Annotated in this window: 15 protein-coding genes and 1 tRNA gene; 10 read left to right on the forward strand and 6 right to left on the reverse strand. The window is 32.9% G+C overall.

Annotated elements, in window-relative coordinates; genetic code table 11:
• Positions 1–8 precede the first annotated feature (8 nt).
• From HM992_RS04785 to HM992_RS04800, 4 genes are read right to left on the reverse strand one after another with little or no spacing between them, the layout of a single operon-like run.
• The gene (locus HM992_RS04785; RefSeq protein WP_179318904.1) at positions 9–575 is read right to left on the reverse strand and encodes a 5-formyltetrahydrofolate cyclo-ligase; all 567 of its coding nucleotides are present in this window, start codon (positions 573–575) and stop codon (positions 9–11) included.
• Entirely contained in the window at positions 572–1,540 is a 969-nt protein-coding gene (locus HM992_RS04790; RefSeq protein ID WP_178986143.1) for a succinylglutamate desuccinylase/aspartoacylase family protein, read from the reverse strand. The genes HM992_RS04785 and HM992_RS04790 overlap by 4 nt, the downstream gene beginning before the upstream one ends.
• Positions 1,541–1,543: 3 nt before the next feature.
• A complete protein-coding gene (gene rimK / locus HM992_RS04795) occupies positions 1,544–2,419 on the reverse strand; it encodes a 30S ribosomal protein S6--L-glutamate ligase (RefSeq protein WP_178986142.1) in 876 nt (291 codons plus the stop codon).
• Complete coding sequence (locus tag HM992_RS04800) at positions 2,416–2,844, reverse strand: ATP-dependent zinc protease family protein (protein ID WP_178986141.1); 429 nt, start codon at positions 2,842–2,844, stop codon at positions 2,416–2,418. The genes rimK and HM992_RS04800 overlap by 4 nt, the downstream gene beginning before the upstream one ends.
• A gap of 89 nt (positions 2,845–2,933) precedes the next feature.
• Here HM992_RS04800 and uvrC point away from each other — a divergent pair, with 89 nt between their 5' ends.
• Together uvrC and HM992_RS04810 are read left to right on the forward strand one after the other, a co-directional pair.
• Positions 2,934–4,727, forward strand: coding sequence for an excinuclease ABC subunit UvrC (uvrC, locus tag HM992_RS04805; protein WP_179318905.1), 1,794 nt, complete (start codon positions 2,934–2,936; stop codon positions 4,725–4,727).
• A gap of 23 nt (positions 4,728–4,750) precedes the next feature.
• Complete coding sequence (locus HM992_RS04810) at positions 4,751–6,988, forward strand: patatin-like phospholipase family protein (RefSeq protein ID WP_179318906.1); 2,238 nt, start codon at positions 4,751–4,753, stop codon at positions 6,986–6,988.
• Between the two features lie 73 nt (positions 6,989–7,061).
• On the opposite strand, the gene HM992_RS04815 is transcribed toward HM992_RS04810, so the two are convergent.
• Positions 7,062–7,697, reverse strand: a complete 636-nt coding sequence (locus tag HM992_RS04815) for a 50S ribosomal protein L25/general stress protein Ctc (protein ID WP_178986138.1) — start codon at positions 7,695–7,697, stop codon at positions 7,062–7,064.
• A 169-nt stretch (positions 7,698–7,866) separates the two neighbouring features.
• Positions 7,867–8,808, reverse strand: a complete 942-nt coding sequence (locus HM992_RS04820; RefSeq protein ID WP_178986137.1) for a ribose-phosphate pyrophosphokinase — start codon at positions 8,806–8,808, stop codon at positions 7,867–7,869.
• Between the two features lie 142 nt (positions 8,809–8,950).
• Here HM992_RS04820 and HM992_RS04825 point away from each other — a divergent pair.
• The 8 genes from HM992_RS04825 to HM992_RS04860 all read left to right on the forward strand — a co-directional run bounded on the left by HM992_RS04825 (position 8,951) and on the right by HM992_RS04860 (position 18,398).
• A tRNA-Leu gene (locus HM992_RS04825) sits at positions 8,951–9,032 on the forward strand.
• Between the two features lie 375 nt (positions 9,033–9,407).
• Positions 9,408–11,723, forward strand: a complete 2,316-nt coding sequence (locus HM992_RS04830) for a chondroitinase-B domain-containing protein (RefSeq protein WP_179318907.1) — start codon at positions 9,408–9,410, stop codon at positions 11,721–11,723.
• Between the two features lie 81 nt (positions 11,724–11,804).
• Positions 11,805–12,860, forward strand: a complete 1,056-nt coding sequence (locus tag HM992_RS04835) for a polysaccharide lyase family 7 protein (protein WP_179318908.1) — start codon at positions 11,805–11,807, stop codon at positions 12,858–12,860.
• Positions 12,861–12,878: 18 nt separating this feature from the next.
• Positions 12,879–14,129 carry an NRAMP family divalent metal transporter gene (locus HM992_RS04840; protein WP_179318909.1) on the forward strand — a complete coding sequence of 417 codons (1,251 nt, stop codon included), beginning with the start codon at positions 12,879–12,881 and terminating at the stop codon, positions 14,127–14,129.
• 69 nt (positions 14,130–14,198) lie between these two features.
• Entirely contained in the window at positions 14,199–15,293 is a 1,095-nt protein-coding gene (locus HM992_RS04845; RefSeq protein ID WP_179318910.1) for a type I phosphomannose isomerase catalytic subunit, read from the forward strand.
• A gap of 180 nt (positions 15,294–15,473) precedes the next feature.
• Complete coding sequence (locus HM992_RS04850; protein WP_179318911.1) at positions 15,474–15,719, forward strand: hypothetical protein; 246 nt, start codon at positions 15,474–15,476, stop codon at positions 15,717–15,719.
• 2 nt (positions 15,720–15,721) lie between these two features.
• Positions 15,722–18,001 (forward strand): alginate lyase family protein, encoded by a 2,280-nt coding sequence (locus HM992_RS04855; protein ID WP_179318912.1) that lies wholly within the window; start codon positions 15,722–15,724, stop codon positions 17,999–18,001.
• Positions 18,002–18,020: 19 nt separating this feature from the next.
• Positions 18,021–18,398, forward strand: coding sequence for a cupin domain-containing protein (locus HM992_RS04860; protein WP_179318913.1), 378 nt, complete (start codon positions 18,021–18,023; stop codon positions 18,396–18,398).
• The last annotated feature ends 135 nt before the right edge of the window (positions 18,399–18,533 follow it).

Raw genomic sequence — 18,533 nt, forward strand, 5'->3', positions numbered from 1 at the left:
AAAAATGTTTATATAAAAGAGTAGATGCCATTTGGAGTCACACAATAATCTAGTTTAATATCATCTTCGGAAGCTTCAATAGTTTCATCCTCAGCTTCAAAAAACGATAAACCAATTTTTAAAGTTTCTGGTTTACAATGGTCTAAAAATCGATCATAAAATCCTTTTCCGTAACCAACTCTATTTCCGGTTTTGTCAAAAGCTAAAAGTGGAATAAATACCACTTCTAATTGAGATGGTTGTATTTCTATACCATCAACAGGCTCGGGAACATTATACGTGCTTTTTTTAAGCGTTGTGTTGTCGGTTAACAGAAAATGCGTCATACTGTAATCTTTAAGATCACTTTTAGAAATGATGATATTTTTATCCTTTCCTGCTAAAATATTAAGGATATAATCTGTGTTGATTTCTTTTTGTTCTTCAATAGTTAAAAAGACATGATAGAAGGATTTGTCCCAAATATCTAGCTTTAACAACTGGTTGGCGATTGCTAAGCTGTAATCATCAACTTGAGTATGCGATAATTGTTGACGTAAATTTTTATATTTTTTTCTTAATAATGATTTATTCATGAGTTTTCAATCTCAGTTGAAATATGGAAAATAGCATCACCTTGATAAATTATTGGAGACTCATTAACGTTAAAAATATAACCTGCATTTGGTGCCTTTACAAAAAAGTTGAAGCTGCCATAAGGATCTGTAATATTTCCTAAAACGTCCCCTTTATTTACCAAAGTATTAATGGTTACGGTGGCTTTAAACATTCCAGAATATTTAGCTCTTATCCATTTGCTTTCTTCGATAATTACTGCATTTACTTTGGGTCTAGAGACCTTATACTTGGTACGCAACATTCCTAAATGGTGTAATACACGTTTGGCTCCATTAACACCAGTATTGGTAATATTAGTGTCTATATTAAAGGATTTTCCTCCTTCAAATAAAAGCATAGGTATGCCTGCATTATCACAGGCATTCCTATAAGACTTGTTTAAATTTTGAGAATAGTATATAAAAGGAGCTCCAAAAACATGCGCTAATTCTTTAAGCTTTGGATTATCCTTTACAATTCTAATTTGAGCGGCATTAAACCGTCCAGCTCCTCCGGTATGGAAATCCATCGCAAAATCTACATGTGGTACCAATTCGGTCATAACAAAATTTGCTACTCTACTCGCTAAAGAACCTTTGGAGTTTCCAGGAAAAACACGATTAAGGTCGCGACCATCAGGAAAGAGCCGATCCATATTTAAAAAACCAAATACATTAATTACGGGAACACAAATAATGGTACCTATCTTCGGCTTATTAATGCCTTTTGCAATGATTTGTCTAACAATTTCTACACCATTAACTTCATCACCATGAATGCCTGCAGTCATTAAAATAGTTGGGCCAGGTTTTTTAGAACGTTCAATTATAATAGGGACTTCTAATGTATTTCTGGTGTGTAATTTTGCAACTTCAAAGGTTACTGTAACACTTTTACCAGGAGCTACTTCGACTCCTAAAATATTTAAAATATCTTTTGGCATGTTTTATTTTCTGTTTCGTTCAATAAAAGTGATAATAGCTTTTGCAATATTTTTGTGAGTTGCAGCTTCTATTCCTTCGAGTCCAGGAGTAGAGTTTACCTCTAATAATAAAGGCCCTCTTGATGATTGCAACATATCTACACCACAAACAGGTAGCTTTAAAACCTTAGCAGCTTTCATTGCTAAATTAAGTTCGTCTTCATCTAATTTTATGATATTGGCAGAACCTCCACGATGTAAATTAGATCTAAATTCTCCTTCTTTACCTTGTCGTTTCATGGCTCCAACCACTTGGCCATCCACAACTAAAGCTCTTAAATCAGCACCTTTTGCTTCTTTAATAAACTCTTGTACAATAACTCTTGCTTGCAACCCATTAAAAGCTTCTAATACAGATTCAGCTGCATTTTTTGTTTCAGCTAAAACCACACCAAGTCCTTGTGTGCCTTCTAGTAATTTTATAATTACAGGTGTACCACCAACATAGCTAATTACTTCTTCTACGTCTCTAGAATAATTAGTGAATACCGTTTTAGGCATGCCAATTCCAGCTTTACTTAAGCGTTGTAAGCTTCTCAATTTATCGCGAGAACGGGTTATGGCATCAGATGGAGCAATGGTAAAAACTCCCATTTCTTCAAATTGTCTAACCACAGCACAACCGTAAAACGTAATTGATGCTCCAATTCTTGGAATTATAGCATCTACATAATCCAAATAGCGATCCTTATAGTAAATGGTTGGTTTTTCCTTTTCAATAATAATATCGCATTTTAATGGGTCTATGATTTCAACGGAATGACCTCTTTTTTGAGCTTCATCAACTAGTCGTTGAGTAGAATAGAGTTCTGCATTACGTGAAAGAATTACTATGTTCATTTAATTATGTTTTGTTTATAGGATTGATTTACTAAGTCGACATCGACTAAGAATTTATGCTTTAAAAATTGTCGACCAATTAATACAGGGAATCTCATGTCGTCTCTGGTGCTTAAAGTTAAGTTAATCTTATAGCTTTTTCCAAAGAATACAACGGTTGTTTTAATTTTGTAGCGATTTTCTTTATGTCCATTACTGCTTTTTACATCTGTATACGTGTAAGTATCAAAAGCGACTTCTTCACTTTTAAAATTAGGATGCCCTTTACTTTCAAAAATACAATAGAGTTTATTGTTTTCTTCTCTAATTTTAGAGCAATGAATAGCAGATGTATAAGCGCCTGTATCGATTTTTACATCAATAGTGTTTAGTTTTAATTCAGGAAAGTCAATTTTATCAACACGTCCTAAAATTTTTTTTGTCATAAGTTAAATATATAAAAAAGAGGAGCAAGGTAATGATAAAGTGTATTAAATATACATGAATATTTTTACGAATTATTACCTTTGGTTAAATGCCAGAATCTACCTTAGACATACAGATAAAAACGCTTCCTCATCAACCTGGTGTCTATCAGTATTTTGATGCAGACGAACATTTAATCTACGTCGGAAAAGCTAAAGATATAAAAAAACGGGTGAGTAGTTATTTTACCAAGCATCACGACTATGGTAAAACCCGCGTTTTGGTTAAAAATATCGCTTCGGTAAAACATATTGTTGTAGAGACCGAAAATGATGCCTTGCTGCTTGAGAATAACCTCATTAAGAAATATAAACCTAAGTACAACGTATTATTAAAGGATGATAAATCGTACCCGTGGATTTGTATTAAAAAGGAGCGTTTTCCAAGAGTATTTCCCACACGTCGTATTATTAAGGATGGTTCAGAATATTTTGGACCTTACACGAGCATGAAAACGGTGAAAACACTTTTGGGACTCATAAAAGGATTGTACCAATTACGAACGTGTAATTATGATTTGTCCGAATCTAAAATTGAAGCCGGAAAATATAAGGTATGCTTAGAATACCATTTAGGGAACTGTAAAGGTCCTTGTGAAGGTTATGAATCCGAAGAAGAATATCAGGCTAATATAGTTGCTATAAGAGAAATTCTAAAAGGAAATTTTAAAGATTCCTTACAACAATTTAGAATTCAAATGAGGCATCATGCGGAAGCGATGCAGTTTGAAGATGCTCAGAAAATAAAAGAAAAGTTAGAGGTTTTAGAAAATTACCAAGCAAAATCTACTATTGTAAATCCTAAGATTAGTAATGTAGATGTGTTTTCAATAGTTAGTGATGAATCGTATGCTTATGTCAATTTTTTACAATTAAGCTATGGCTCTATTATTAGGTCTCATACATTAGAATTGAAGAAAAAACTACAAGAAACAGATTTACAATTATTAGAACTAGCCATTACCGAAATTAGACAACGTTTCAATTCAAATTCAAAAGAAATTTATGTACCTTTTAAAGTGAATTTAGGAGACGATATTAAAGTAACAATACCTAAGCTTGGTGATAAAAAGAACATTCTAGATTTATCAATTAGAAATGCAAAGTATTTCAGAATGGATAAATTTAAACAGGTAAAACTTGTAGATCCAGATCGGCATGCCAACAGAATTATGGCACAAATGAAAGCCGATTTGCGTTTAAGTGAAGAGCCAAGACATATTGAGTGTTTTGATAACTCTAATATTCAAGGTACAAACCCAGTGGCTGCTTGTGTGGTTTTTAAAAATGGAAAACCGAGTAAAAAGGATTACCGTCATTTTAATATTAAAACTGTAGTTGGTCCGGATGATTTTGCCTCTATGGAAGAAGTGGTTTATAGACGTTACAAACGTTTGTTAGAGGAAGACCAACCCCTACCGCAACTTATTATTATAGATGGAGGAAAAGGACAGTTGTCGTCCTCATTAAAAAGTTTGAATGTCTTAGGGTTACGTGGAAAAATCGCTATTATTGGTATAGCAAAACGTTTGGAAGAATTGTTTTACCCAGATGATCCAATTCCATTATATTTAGATAAAAAAAGTGAGACCTTAAAAATCATACAACAATTACGAAATGAAGCACATCGCTTCGGAATAGAACATCATAGAAATCGAAGAAGTAAAGGAGCTTTGACCACGGAGTTAGAAAATATAGCAGGAGTAGGAGAGCAAACCATTGTAGATTTAATGAAACAATTTAAAACTGTAAAACGCATTGCTAATGCCAAGTTAGATGAGCTTGAAGCAGTTGTAGGAGTTTCTAGAGCAAATAAAGTATATAATTATTACCATAAAGAATAATTTAAAAACCGGCCAGGTTTATAATGAGATTGAAAAACATCATACTAATCGTATTTATAATTACGCTTTTCCCTATAACAGCGCAGAATACCACAACTAATCCTGAGCCAAAAGTAGGTTTGGTATTAAGTGGAGGTGGAGCTAAAGGTTTTGCTCATATAGGAGTTCTGAAAGTTATAGATAGTTTAAATATAAAAATAGATTATGTTGCTGGTACAAGTATGGGAGCCATTATTGGGTCTTTATATGCTTCTGGCTATTCAGGGAAACAGTTAGAAGTCTTGTTCCGAGAACAAGATTTTAATGTGTTAATCAATGATGAGTTTTCTAGAGCTTCTAAATCATTTTATGAGCGCGAAAATACTGAGAAGTATGTCATTAATTTACCCTTTGAAAATTTTAAAATTTCGTTGCCTTCTGCCTTGTCTCGTGGTCAAAACGTTTATAATTTGTTGTATTATTTAATGCTTCCTGTAAATGATATTAGGGATTTTAGTAAACTACCAATTCCATTTTTTTGTATTGCGACTAATATAGAAACAGGTGAATCTTTAGTTATGGACAAAGGTAGGTTGGCAGAAGCTGTTACAGCAAGTGGAGCATTACCTTCATTATTTCAACCTGTTATTATTGATGGAGATATTTTAATTGATGGAGGTGTTACTAATAACTTTCCTGTTGAAGAATTGCGAGCAAAAGGCATGGATGTTATTATAGGAGTTGATGTTCAAGATGCGTTAAAAGATCGTGAATCTTTAAAATCTGCTCCAGATATTTTGATGCAGATTAATAATTTCCGGACTATAAATGCCATGAAAAATAAGTCCGAATTAACCGATATTTATATAAAACCAGACATTAGTGATTATTCTGTTATTTCGTTTGATGAAGGGAAGGATATTATTGAGCACGGTCAAATTGCAGCAAGAACTCAACTTTCTAAACTAGAAGACTTAAAAATAAACCAGCCAAATTATAAAGGGAGAGAAGAAGTAAAACTATTAGATAGTCTAAGTATTAACAATGTTAATATTAAAGGGAATGAACGCTATACCCGAGCCTTTATGATTGGTAAACTAAAACTTAAAGACGATGAAAAAATAAGCTATGCAGATTTTAGGCAGGGCATAAATAACCTTATTGCAACTAATAATTTTGATGCGTTCAGATATTATTTAGAACCTACAGATAAGGACACGGAATTTAATCTAATAGGTAATATTAAGGAATCTGAAACCACGACGTTTCTTAGGTTAGGTATTCACTACGACAGACTGTATAAAAGTGCATTACTAGCTAATCTTACCAAAAAGAAACTATTATTTAGTAATGATATAGCTTCGTTAGATGTTATTTTAGGTGACAATCCCAGATATAATTTTGATTATTTTATTGATAAAGGATTTTATATCAGTTTAGGAATTAAATCACGAATCAATAAGTTTAACAAAAATGTGAATCCTAGATTAGCTTTAGAAGAAGATTCACCTTTACTGTCTGGTTTGAATAAAATTGATGCTAAAATTTCAGATTTTACTAATCAAGTGTATATACAAACCATATTTAGGAAAGATTTTGCTTTAAGGTTAGGAGTAGAACATAAGCGTTTAAAAATAACATCGGAAACTATTTTAGATGATGATGACGAAAATAGATTTGTTTTCGAAAACACTGACTACTTAAGTGTTTTTGCTAATTTGAAATTTGATAATTACGACAATTTTCATTTTCCGAAAAAGGGATTTTATTTTAACGGGAATTTTCATTTGTATTTAAAAGCTTCAGATTTCAATGCTGACTTCCAAGAATTTTCAATTGCTAAAGCCGATTTAGGTTATGTATTTAGTATTAGTGATAAACTTGCTTTAAAAACAGAAGCAAATGGTGGTTTTAAAATAGGAGAGGTTTCCACTAACTCTTTAGGGTTTGCAATTGGAGGTTATGGAGCGAATTTTATAAATAATTTTTATTCGTTTTATGGCTATGATTATTTAACCTTAACAGGTGATAGTTTTCTTAAAGCAACATTTACGTTAGATTATGAAGTTTATAAAAAACATCATATTCTATTAGCTGCAAATTTTGCCAATATTGAGGATGGTCTTTTTGAATCTGGAGAGTTCTTTGCAACTTCAAGATATAATGGTTATGCATTAGGTTATTCTTTAGAAACATTCTTGGGACCCTTAGAAGGTAAGTATACATATTCGCCAGATACAGGGAACAGTTATTGGTTTCTAAATCTTGGGTTTTGGTTTTAATGTATTAAAAACATTGCAAAAAAAAGAGACTATCTTTTCAGATAGTCTCTTTTTATATTTAAAATAGTTTTATCTATTCTTGTGTTGCTTCAGCAGCTGTTGCATCAGTTCCTTCTGCTCCTTCACCATCTTCTTCATCCTCATCATCAGCATCTACTACAGCTAATCTACTACGTCTTACTTGACAAACAACAGTGTTATCTGGGTGTAAGAATTTGTAATCATCGTTTGCTAATTCCGTAATATAGAATTTGCTTCCAATTTTTAATGGAGTAATATCAATCTCAACAAAATCTGGTAATTTTGAAGGGATAGCTTTTACTCTTAGTTTACGGTATGGCATTCTTAAGTTACCGCCATTCATTACACCTCTAGAAGAACCTATTGTTTGAACAGGAATTTCCATAGAAATTTCCTTGTCCTCGAAAATTTGGTAAAAATCTACGTGTGTAATCTTGTCAGTTACTGGGTGAAATTGAATATCTTGCATAACTGCATTGTATTCTTCACCATTATCTAAGACAATCACAACTGTATGTGCGCTAGCAGTATATACAAGTTTTGAGAAAGCTAATTCTGGTGCTGAGAAATGGAATGCTTTGTCTCCTCCGTACATAACGCAAGGAACCTGACCAGCATTACGTAAGGCTTTAGTAGCTTTTTTGCCTACGCTTTCTCTTTGAGATCCGTTAATTGTAATTGATTTCATTTTTGAAATGTTTGTTTATTAAATTTTTAATTCCCTCATTTTGAGGGCTGCAAATTTAGAAATTTTATATGAGAATACTAGTATTAGAGGACTATTTTTTAAAACACCCGTTATTATTGAGTTGTAGCCCTTAATTCAATCTTAAAAAAGTAAATAATACGATGGTTAATTACATTACAAATTTATTGCTAATAGACTCGTTGTGATGTACATTATACATGACATCCGCAAATAAATCAGAACAACTTAATACTCTTATTTTTTTGCTTTCTTGTTTTAAAGGGATAGAATTGGTTACAATTAGTTCTTCGAGTTTAGAATTTTCTATTTTTTCGTAAGCATTTCCAGATAAAATAGGATGTGTACAAATAGCTCTTACACTTAATGCTCCGCGTTCCATCATTAAGTCTGCGGCTTTAGTTAGTGTACCAGCAGTATCAACCATATCATCTACTAAAACAACATTTTTACCAGTAACGTCTCCAATTAATTCCATATGTGAGATCACATTAGCTTTAGCGCGTTGTTTGTAACAGATTACAACATCGCTTTTTAAAGCTTTAGAATATGCATAAGCACGTTTTGAACCTCCCATATCAGGTGAAGCTATAGTTAAGTTGTCTAAGTTTAAGCTTTTTAAATACGGTAAAAATATAGTTGATGCAAATAGATGATCTACAGGTTTCTCAAAGAACCCTTGAATTTGATCAGCATGTAAATCCATAGTAATAATCCGTGTTGCTCCGGCAGCTTCTAGCATTTTTGCTACCAATTTTGCAGCAATAGGAACTCTAGGTTTGTCTTTTCTATCTTGTCTTGCCCAACCAAAATATGGCATAACAGCAGTAATATGTCTTGCCGATGCACGTTTTGCTGCATCTATCATTAATAACATTTCCATCAAATTTTTTGGGCCAGGATGTGTTGATCCTATGATAAAAATCCGTTTACCTCTAATAGATTCTTCGTAAGATGGCTGAAATTCTCCATCGCTGTAAGTAGATGTAATTACTTTACCTAGTTTAACTCCGTAAGTTGCTGCTATTTTTTCTGCAAGGTAGGTGCTTTGTGAACAGGCGAAAATTTTGGCTTCAGGCATTTCGTATGGCATTTGATATCAGTTGTTTAGTTAGTGTAGTGATAGAATTTTTATGCACTTCAAATTTAGAAAATTATTTTACTACAAAAAGGATAAAACCTACTAATTTTAATAGTTTGACAGAAATATTTTTATATTTTTGCAATCCGAAATCGCTCAAGTGGTGGAATTGGTAGACACGTTGGATTCAAAATCCAATGTCGCAAGACGTGCGGGTTCGATTCCCGCCTTGAGTACTGAGTTAAGCTGTAATAATCTATTTAATAGGTTGTTGCAGCTTTTTGTTTTTATGCTTATTTGGGCACTTAAGAAGCGTTTAAATAAGTAAACAAAATTAATAATGGCTATTTCTGGTTTAATAGCTCAACCTCATCTTTCTCTTTGATTTCTGTTTATGCTCTTATCATAGTTTATAGCTAATCTTAGTTGTAATACCTGTTTTAGTTTATATATTAACCTTATTATATGTAGAATTAACTCAATTAGATTTCGTAATCTGAAAAATTATATTATTTTTGGTTAACCAGATTGGTTAACCAGTTTTGGGTCTGACTTTTTAAAGTGGCATATTCAGAACTTAAAATTAGGTTTAAATTTAAAAGTATCAATAAATGAAAAAATATCTATTAGTTTTTGCTTTAGTATTCTCGTTGTTTTCGTGCGGTGAAAAAACAGGTGCAAAGCCAGAATCAAGCCAGATGATTTCTAATGAAACGGAATTAGAAGAAGCAATAAAAAATGCACAGCCAGGCGATGATATTGTTTTAAAAAATGGTACTTATAAAGATTTAGAAATTAAGTTTGTTGGAAACGGTACTGAAGATAACCCTATAATATTACGCGCAGAAACTCCTGGTGAGGTTTTTATAGAAGGCGTTTCTAATTTAGAAATTAGTGGAGATTACTTAGAAGTAAGTGGTTTGTATTTTAGAAACGGACATTCTCCTACAGAAAATGTTATTGCATTTAGAACTAGCAAAAAAGATGTTGCAAATTATTCTAAAGTTACAAACTGTGTCATTTTAGATTATAATAACCTAGAGCGCGATCAAGATAATCTTTGGGTTCAATTTTACGGAAAACATAACGAACTAAGTAATTGTTATATTGCTGGAAAAACGAATGGAGGACCTACAGTAAGAGTTGATTTAAAAGGGAATCAAAGTATAAGAAATTATCATAAAATAGTTAATAATCATTTTGGGCCAAGACCAAGAAAAGGAGGTGCAAGAGGTGAAACGATTCAATTAGGGAGCAGCTTTACTTCTATGTCTCCAAGCAATACCATTATTGCAAATAATTTATTCGAAGAATGTAATGGTGAAGTCGAAATTATATCAAGTAAAACGAATTTTAACATTATTAAAAATAATGTGTTTTATAAAAGTGAAGGTTCTGTAGTAACACGTCATGGAAATTATGTGACTATTGATGGCAACTACTTTATAGGTGATGGTGTAAACGAACAATATGGAGGGATTAGAATAATTAATACGGGTCATTGGGTTATTAACAACCTTTTTTACAAATTAAAAGGAAAGAATTTTAGAAGCCCTTTAGCAGTAATGAATGGAATTCCAAAGTCACCATTAAACCGATATAATCAGGTTACTGATGTGGTTGTTGCTTACAACACCTATGTAGATTCTAGTGCGCCTTGGCAATTTGGAGTAGGAACAAACATTTCGCAATCCGAAGTTTTACCTAAATCCGAAATTCGTTCTGCAAGACCTTTAAGAACCGAAGTTGTTAATAATGTTATTTATAATTCTGTAGGTGACCCCAATCCTATTATTGAACATGATAAAGCTGATGGAGTGACGTTTGCTAGCAACGTTATTGATAATAATGGTGTAGAATTTGCAAGTAGAGAAGGACTAACACCTAAAGAATTAGAGTTAACTGATATAGGATCAGATATCGCTGTGCCAATCTCAGGGTTCGATGATGTTGAGGTTTATAACGGATTTGATTTTGAAAGCATTACCGAAGATATATTAGGGAACTCTAGAAGCAAGTCTAACCAAATAGGGGCGATTTTAAATTCTGGAACTATTACGTTAGATATATTAGATAAAACTAAATATGGTGCTGATTGGTATTCTAATGAAGTTGAGCCTAAAGAAGCAAAAACACATACGGTATCCAATGCTGCGGAATTAAAAGCTAAACTACAAGACGCTGAAAGTGGAGATGTTCTACAATTGAATGACGGTGTCTTCCAAATTTCAGAATCATTGGTTATTAATAAATCCATTACGATTCAATCTAAAGGAAATTCAGAGATTCTATACAATGGAGCTGCTGAAACACCTGCCTTAGAATTGCATCCTTATGGAAAACTGACCTTGAAAAATATTAAATTAAAAGGCACCAATTCTCAATATGCTTTTGCAAGTTTAAAAGAGCATATGTCTAACCATTTTGGGTTAGAGGTTTTAGATTCTGAAATCAGTAATTTTAACTATGCTTTAAAAGTCTACAAACAATCATTTTCTGAAGAAATTACGTTTAAAAACACATCAATTTCTAATTGTGAAAACGGCATAGAACTTTCGGAAGAAACAAATGATAGAGGAGATTATAACACCGAATATTTAACCATAGACAACTGTCAATTCACAAACGTACAACAAAACGTTGTTGATTATTACAGAGGTGGCTATGATGAGTCTACTATTGGAGGGAATCTTCTAGTAGCCAATAGCACCTTTATCAATTGTGGAGCTAAAGAAAAAAACAAGCGACTTTTAAATCATAACGGCATTGTAAATGTAAACATTACCAATAATACATTTAAGAATAATCCGGTTCAGTTTGTTTCAATTTTGTGGGGCGCGAAAAACAACGTGGCATCAGAAAACACTATAGTTAATTCAGGTCAAATTAAGACGGAAGAAAACTTAGTCATGACATTAATGTATTAAAGTTGTTTCTACTACTTGTACTGAATATGTTTCAGTAAGGCAGAAATTTCAAGATTGGTACGCAGATATAAAATATACATAATGAAGAAGTTTGCACTAACATTAATGTCATTTTTAGTCATAGTAGCTTGTAAAAACAATGCAGAAACACCTTCTGAACCTGTTGAAGGCGTAGTTTCAGTAAAGGAAAAAACAGCTAAATATCCAAGCGATGTTATTCCGTTTATGGATGATTGGAAAATTCTTTTAGGAGACGGCACAAGTATAAAAGAGCTCGTCAATTATGAGAAGGAAAATTTTTTCTATGTTGAAAATGAAAGTGATACGGATTGGGTAGTGTATAAAACACCAAACTCAGGAATTACGTCGCGTACATCAAGCAATACAAGAACAGAATTAGGCCAAAAAGAATATTGGATCCCAGAAGTTGGAGGCAAATTAACAGGGATTTTAAAAGTGGAACATGTTTCTACGTCGGGTGATGCAAGAGTTGCAGCATCATATTCTGTGGTGGTTGGTCAAATTCATAGTGATGATGGTCATGAAAATGAGCCACTAAAAATCTTTTATAAAAAATTCCCAGGACACACTAAAGGCTCTGTTTTTTGGAATTATGAAATTAACACAAAAGGGGATAATTCCGGAAGATGGGATTACGCAACCGCAGTTTGGGGAGATGATTATTCTGTTATTGGTACAAGTCCAGATACCTATCCAGAAGAACCACTAGATGGCATAGCATTAGGGGAAGAATTCAGTTATGAAGTTAATGTTTATAAAGGTATCATGTATCTTACGTTTGCAAGTGAAGGTCACGACACTAAAACATTTACCAAAAGCTTATTGAAATCAGATTTTGCAACCAAAGAAGATATTCCACAACAAATCCGGACGTTATATGCATCCATAGGTCGCGATGGTGTTGAGCGTGAAAATGCGTATGCTGGAGAAATGCAGTACTTTAAACAAGGTGCATATAATCAAGCCAACGGAAAAAAACCTGAAGACAATATGGTTTGGAGTACAGGTGCAGAAACCTACGATGGAGATATAGTCAAACAATATGCTAACGGAAGTTATACCGAAGTTTGGTTTAAAGAAGCAACCTTAAGCGAAGCAACACCTCCCGCCGAATAAATTAATACACTAATAATTATGGCAAAGAATCTTTCTTTTTTAGATACAATAAAAAAAAAGCTTAAAGATTTTGGGCCAGCTTTTTTTATTATAGGCTATGTTGTTGGAACCGGAAGTGTAACCTCTATGGTTGTTTCTGGAGCTAAGTTTGGGCTAAGTTTAGCTTGGGCATTATTGTTATCGTGTTTTTTTACGTATTTCCTTCTTGTTTCAATAAGTAAATTAACGATTGTTTCTGGACATACGTTAATGTTTAATTTTAAAAAGACATTCGGAAATCCAATCACTATTTTTATTATTACAGCACTAGTAATTTCTATTGTTTCATCGGTTATAGGAGTGATGGGTGTTGTAGCCGAAGTCACTATGGAATGGATTTCTGTAAAAACCTCTATTTCATTTTTAAACAAACCTATAATTGCTGTCTTTTTTACAGCGCTTTTAATTGGTCTTTTTTGGACGGGTAAACACGGTAATTTTATAAAAGCAATGAGTGTTATGGTTGGCTTTATGGCGCTTTCATTTCTTTTTACAAGTATTATGGTCTTGAAAGAATCGGGAAAATCAATACTAGATTTTTTTCCAGAACTACCTACAGGAGATAATACAGGTCTTATCATTGCTGGAATCGTTGGTACAACAATGGCGGGAGTAGCGCTGGCTTCACGAAGTATTTTGGTTCAAGAAGAAAATTGGGGTATTAATGATTTAAAAAAAGAGAATAAAGACGCAAAATCTGCTATGGTTCTTACTTTTTTAATTAGTCTAGCTATAATGATTAGCGCAACCGGAACGCTTTATTTTAGCAGTACAAAAGTAGATGACGCTACAGACATGATGAGTGCACTTGGTCCTTGGGCAGGAGATTTTGCATTAAGCTTATTTACATTGGGAATTATTGGAGCTGGATTATCTTCCATTTTTCCAAACCTTTTATTATTTCCATGGTTAATAGCGGATTACTCGGGCAAACCTCGTAATATGAAAAAACCATTATTTAAGCTAATTGTAGTTTTGGTGGCATTATCAGGTTTAATTGTTCCGGTTTTAGGCGGAAAGCCAGTTTGGATTTTAATAGCTTCTCAAGCATTTAGTCCATTCGTAATGCCCTTAATAACCTTATTTCTTATTATATTATTAAACAAATCAGAACTTATGAAAACATACAAAACCAGTATATGGATGAATATTGCGTTAGGAGCAACTTTTGTTTTTAATTGCTATATGTTATATGTTTCAATAACGGGTTTTGCTGAGTTTTTTAAATAAAGGACTTAGGAAACTAAACTATATTAGTTATCATTACAATTGTAAAACATCGTATCCATTTCTAAGATTATGAACAAGCACTTACAAAAATTCGCCTATACACCTTTAAAGCAACTTCCAAATAGAGTTTGGAGAACATACGAAGGAGGAGCTTTAATTGACAGATGGAAGAAGTCAAATCTAGAAGTAGATGGTCAAATGCCAGAACAGTGGATAATGTCTACCATAATTGCACGTGGCAATGGCAGGCCTGAAAACGAAGGTCTCTCTATAATTGCAACTAATGATGGAAATTTTTCTTTAAAAGAATTAATTAATTCTAATCCGGAATTGTATTTAGGGAAAGAACTCGCGCAAAAATATGGAACAACAGGAGTTCTAATTAAGATGCTCGATTCCATGGAGCGTTTAACAATTCAAGTACATCCAGATAAAAAATACGCTAAATCAATATTGAATTCTGAATTTGGGAAAACCGAATCGTGGTACGTATTAAACACACGTGAAATTGATGGGGAAAAACCAGTTGTTTACATGGGGTTTAAAGAACACGTCACTAAGGAGATTTGGAAATCGCATTTTGAAACTCAAAACATTGAGGGCATGCTAGATTGCTTGCATCAAATAGAAGTTAAGGCAGGAGATGCTTTTATGATTTATGGAGGAGTACCTCATGCCATAGGTGCTGGTTGTTTTTTAATGGAGGTTCAAGAGCCGACCGATTATACCATGCGCGTGGAAAAAACAACACCTGCGGGTTTAAAAATTGGACCAGAATTAATTCATCAAGGAGTAGGTGAAGACGTAATGTTAGATTGTTTTCATTATGATACCTATGCCTTAGAAGACGCTTTAAAGGAATGGAAAATTAATCCAGAAGTATTAGATCGTTCCGATACGTTCACTTTAAAAACATTATTCAACAAAAAGCATACAGATTGTTTTGGTTTAAATGAATTAAGCTTAGATGGAAATTATACAATAAAAGGTAACGCATGTTTTTATGTTGCTGTTATCTATTCGGGCGAGGGCATTTTAACTTGTAACGGCATGGATTACGAATACGCGCAAGGAGATGAAATATTTATTTCAGCAGCTATATCAGAAATCGCCTTTAAGTCTAAAAGTGCTTCTAAAATTTTACTCTGTTATCCTCCAAGCTAAGTAAAAGCTCTAAATTTAGTAGTCTTTACTAGCTTTACGTCTGTTAAAATTCCATACTTTTCACAAGTAAATTACCTCTATTCTATATTAAATTCACTATTTTTTCGTGTTTATACTTTGATGGCATAGGTAATAAACATATATTTGGTAAACCAATCTGGTAAACCAATTTATGATTATATGAAAAACAATCTATTCTTCAGTTTTTTATCAGACATTGTTTTTGTGCTTCATAAAGTCTCTTTTCTAATTGTAAAGCCTAGAGTATTGTTGGTGAAAAACATATCAGAATTTAATGAAACGTTTGGATATTTAAATGCTGCTGATCGTTTTCTATCGGTAAATAGAAATTTGCAACTTACTGAATTAGGCCTTGATAGAATAGGAAGGGATAATAAAAATATTGAAAAAATTTTTAAAACATAACTATGGAATTAATTAAAAACTTCATAATTAAATTTGCTTTAGTCGCAATTGTAGTCAGTGCGTTTTCTTGTAAAGAAGAAAACGCATTTGATGCAAATAAAGGCAATGAAACGAGCTCAAATGAAGCGCATCCCAAATTAATTCTCACAGCGCAAGGTGTAAAAGATATAAGAGCACAACTAGGTAACATTCCAATTTTTGATAATACCTTAGAAAAAGTAAAAGAAGAAGTTGATGCCGAAATTGCTTTAGGAATAGAGGTTCCAATTCCGCTAGATTATTCTGGTGGTTATACGCATTCTAGACACAAACAGAATTGGTTTGTAATGCAAAAAGCGGGTGTGTTGTTTCAAATATTAGATGATGAAAAATATGCCAAATATGTAAAGGACATGCTAATGCAGTATGAAGAAATGTATAAAACATTGCCTTTACATCCTAAAACTAGGTCTTATGCTAGAGGAAAATTATTTTGGCAATGTTTAAATGATTCAAATTGGTTAGTATATGTAAGTCAGGCTTATGATTGTATCTATAATTATTTAACGGAAGAAGAACGTAACAAACTAGAAACAAACCTTTTTAGACCATTTGCAGATCATATTTCGGTAGATAGTCCGCAGTTTTATCAACGCGTTCACAATCATAGTACTTGGGGAAATGCAGCGGTAGGTATGATTGGTTTAGTAATGGATGATCAGGAACTAATAGATCGTGCTTTATATGGAATTAAAGGTGTGAATTTAGATAAAAACGCTAAAGATGATGATGGTGGGTTTTTAAATAAAGATGGTAAAGCTGGTTTTTTAGCCAATATAGAAGAGCCTTTTTCGCCAGATGGTTATTATAATGAAGGGCCGTATTATCAGCGTTATGCTATGTATCCTTTTTTAATATTTGCAGAAGGCTTACACAATGTAAAACCAGAATTAAAGATTTTTGATTATAAAGAAGGAGTGCTTTTAAAATCTATTAACGCTCTTTTAAATTTATCTGATGCTGATGGCGACTTTTTTCCGCTTAACGATGGGCAAAAAGGAATGTCATATTATACCGATGCCTTAGTTACAGCGGTTGATGTTTCTTATCATTATGGAAATCAAGATCCAGGATTGTTATCTATAGCTAAGCTACAAGATAAAGTTTTGTTAGATGATTCTGGTTTAGCGGTAGCCCTTGGAATTAAAAATGGTGAAGAAAAACCTTTTGAAAAAAAATCTATTAATTTGTCTGATGGACCAGATGGAACACAAGGAGGAGTAGGTATCTTGAGAAGTGAAGATTTAGAACTCGTTTTTAAGTACGCAGCTCAAGGATCTAGCCACGGACATTACGATAAATTGTCCTATTCTTTATATGATAATGGGGAAGAAATTATTCAAGATTACGGTTTAGCACGTTTTGTAAATATTGAGCAAAAAGGTGGTGGGAATTATTTAAAAGAAAATAATTCTTGGGCAAAACAAACTATCGCTCATAATACGGTGACTCAGAATGAAACGTCTCATTTTGGAGGTAAATATGAGGTTGGAAGTTTACACCATTCAGATCTAAATTATTTTTCTTCAGAGCATGAAAAAGTACAAGTGGCAAGCGCCATTGAAAAAAACGCTTATCCAGGAACCGAAATGCTTCGGACTATGGCCATCATAAAAGATGAAGATTTTGAAAAACCATATATGCTAGATATTATGAAGATTACTTCCAATAAAGCAAATCAATATGATTTTCCTTATTACTTTATGGGTCAAGTCTTGCAAACAAATTTTGACTATAACACACCTGAAACATTAAAAGTGTTGGGTAATAAAAATGGATATCAACATTTATATGTTGAAGGTTCTGGTAAAGCAGCAAGTGAAAACTCTAAGTTGTCTTGGTTAAATAAAGGTAAGTTTTACTCTTTAACTACGGTTACTAATACCAATGATGATTTACTATTTACTAGAATTGGCGCCAATGACCCGGATTTTAATTTACGACGCGAAGCTGCATTATTATTGAGGCGAAAAAATGCGATGAACACAACTTTTGTTTCTACGATAGAAGCTCATGGTAGTTATAGTCCTGTTACAGAATCTGCTTTTAATTCTAATAGTAATATTGAGGACTTAAAAGTTGTTTTAGATACAAAAGATTATACAGCGGTTTCAATTACAACAGTAAGTGGGAAAACAAAACTATTTATTACGGCAAATACTAACGCTTTAAAAGAGGCAAAACATACATTAAATATAAATGATAATAATTACCAATGGACGGGTTCTTATTATTTTAAATAACCAATTAAAATTAAAAATTATGAAAAGATTTAGCGAAAAGTATATCATCACAAAAGATATGGAATGGGAAGTTCTTGGAGGTGGAGTGTCCAGAAAATTCCTAGGCTACGATAACCAAATTATGATGGTGAGAGTAAAATTTGAAGAAGGAGCATTGGGTTCACCACATCAACATTTTCATACGCAAGCAACCTTTTGTGTTTCAGGAAAGTTTGAATTCGAAATTGATGGAGTAAAGCAAATCGTAGAAGCAGGTGATGGTGTGTATATTGAACCGAATCTATTACATAGTGCAGTTTGTTTAGAAGAAGGAGAATTAATTGACACATTTAGTCCTGTAAGAGAAGATTTCTTAACTGGAGGCGGAGTCTCTTATTTTGGAGATAAAGAAGCATAAGTGGTAAAATTACTACGCTATGCTTTGTTGAGGTGTAGCGTAGTATCACAATTTTTCACACTAAGTTTATGTTTGCTGTTTTAACATAAAGAGCGTCTCTTTTAACATATATAACTTCGAAAACGTTGTAATTAA

Source organism: Winogradskyella helgolandensis (assembly GCF_013404085.1).
GTDB lineage: Bacteria > Bacteroidota > Bacteroidia > Flavobacteriales > Flavobacteriaceae > Winogradskyella > Winogradskyella helgolandensis.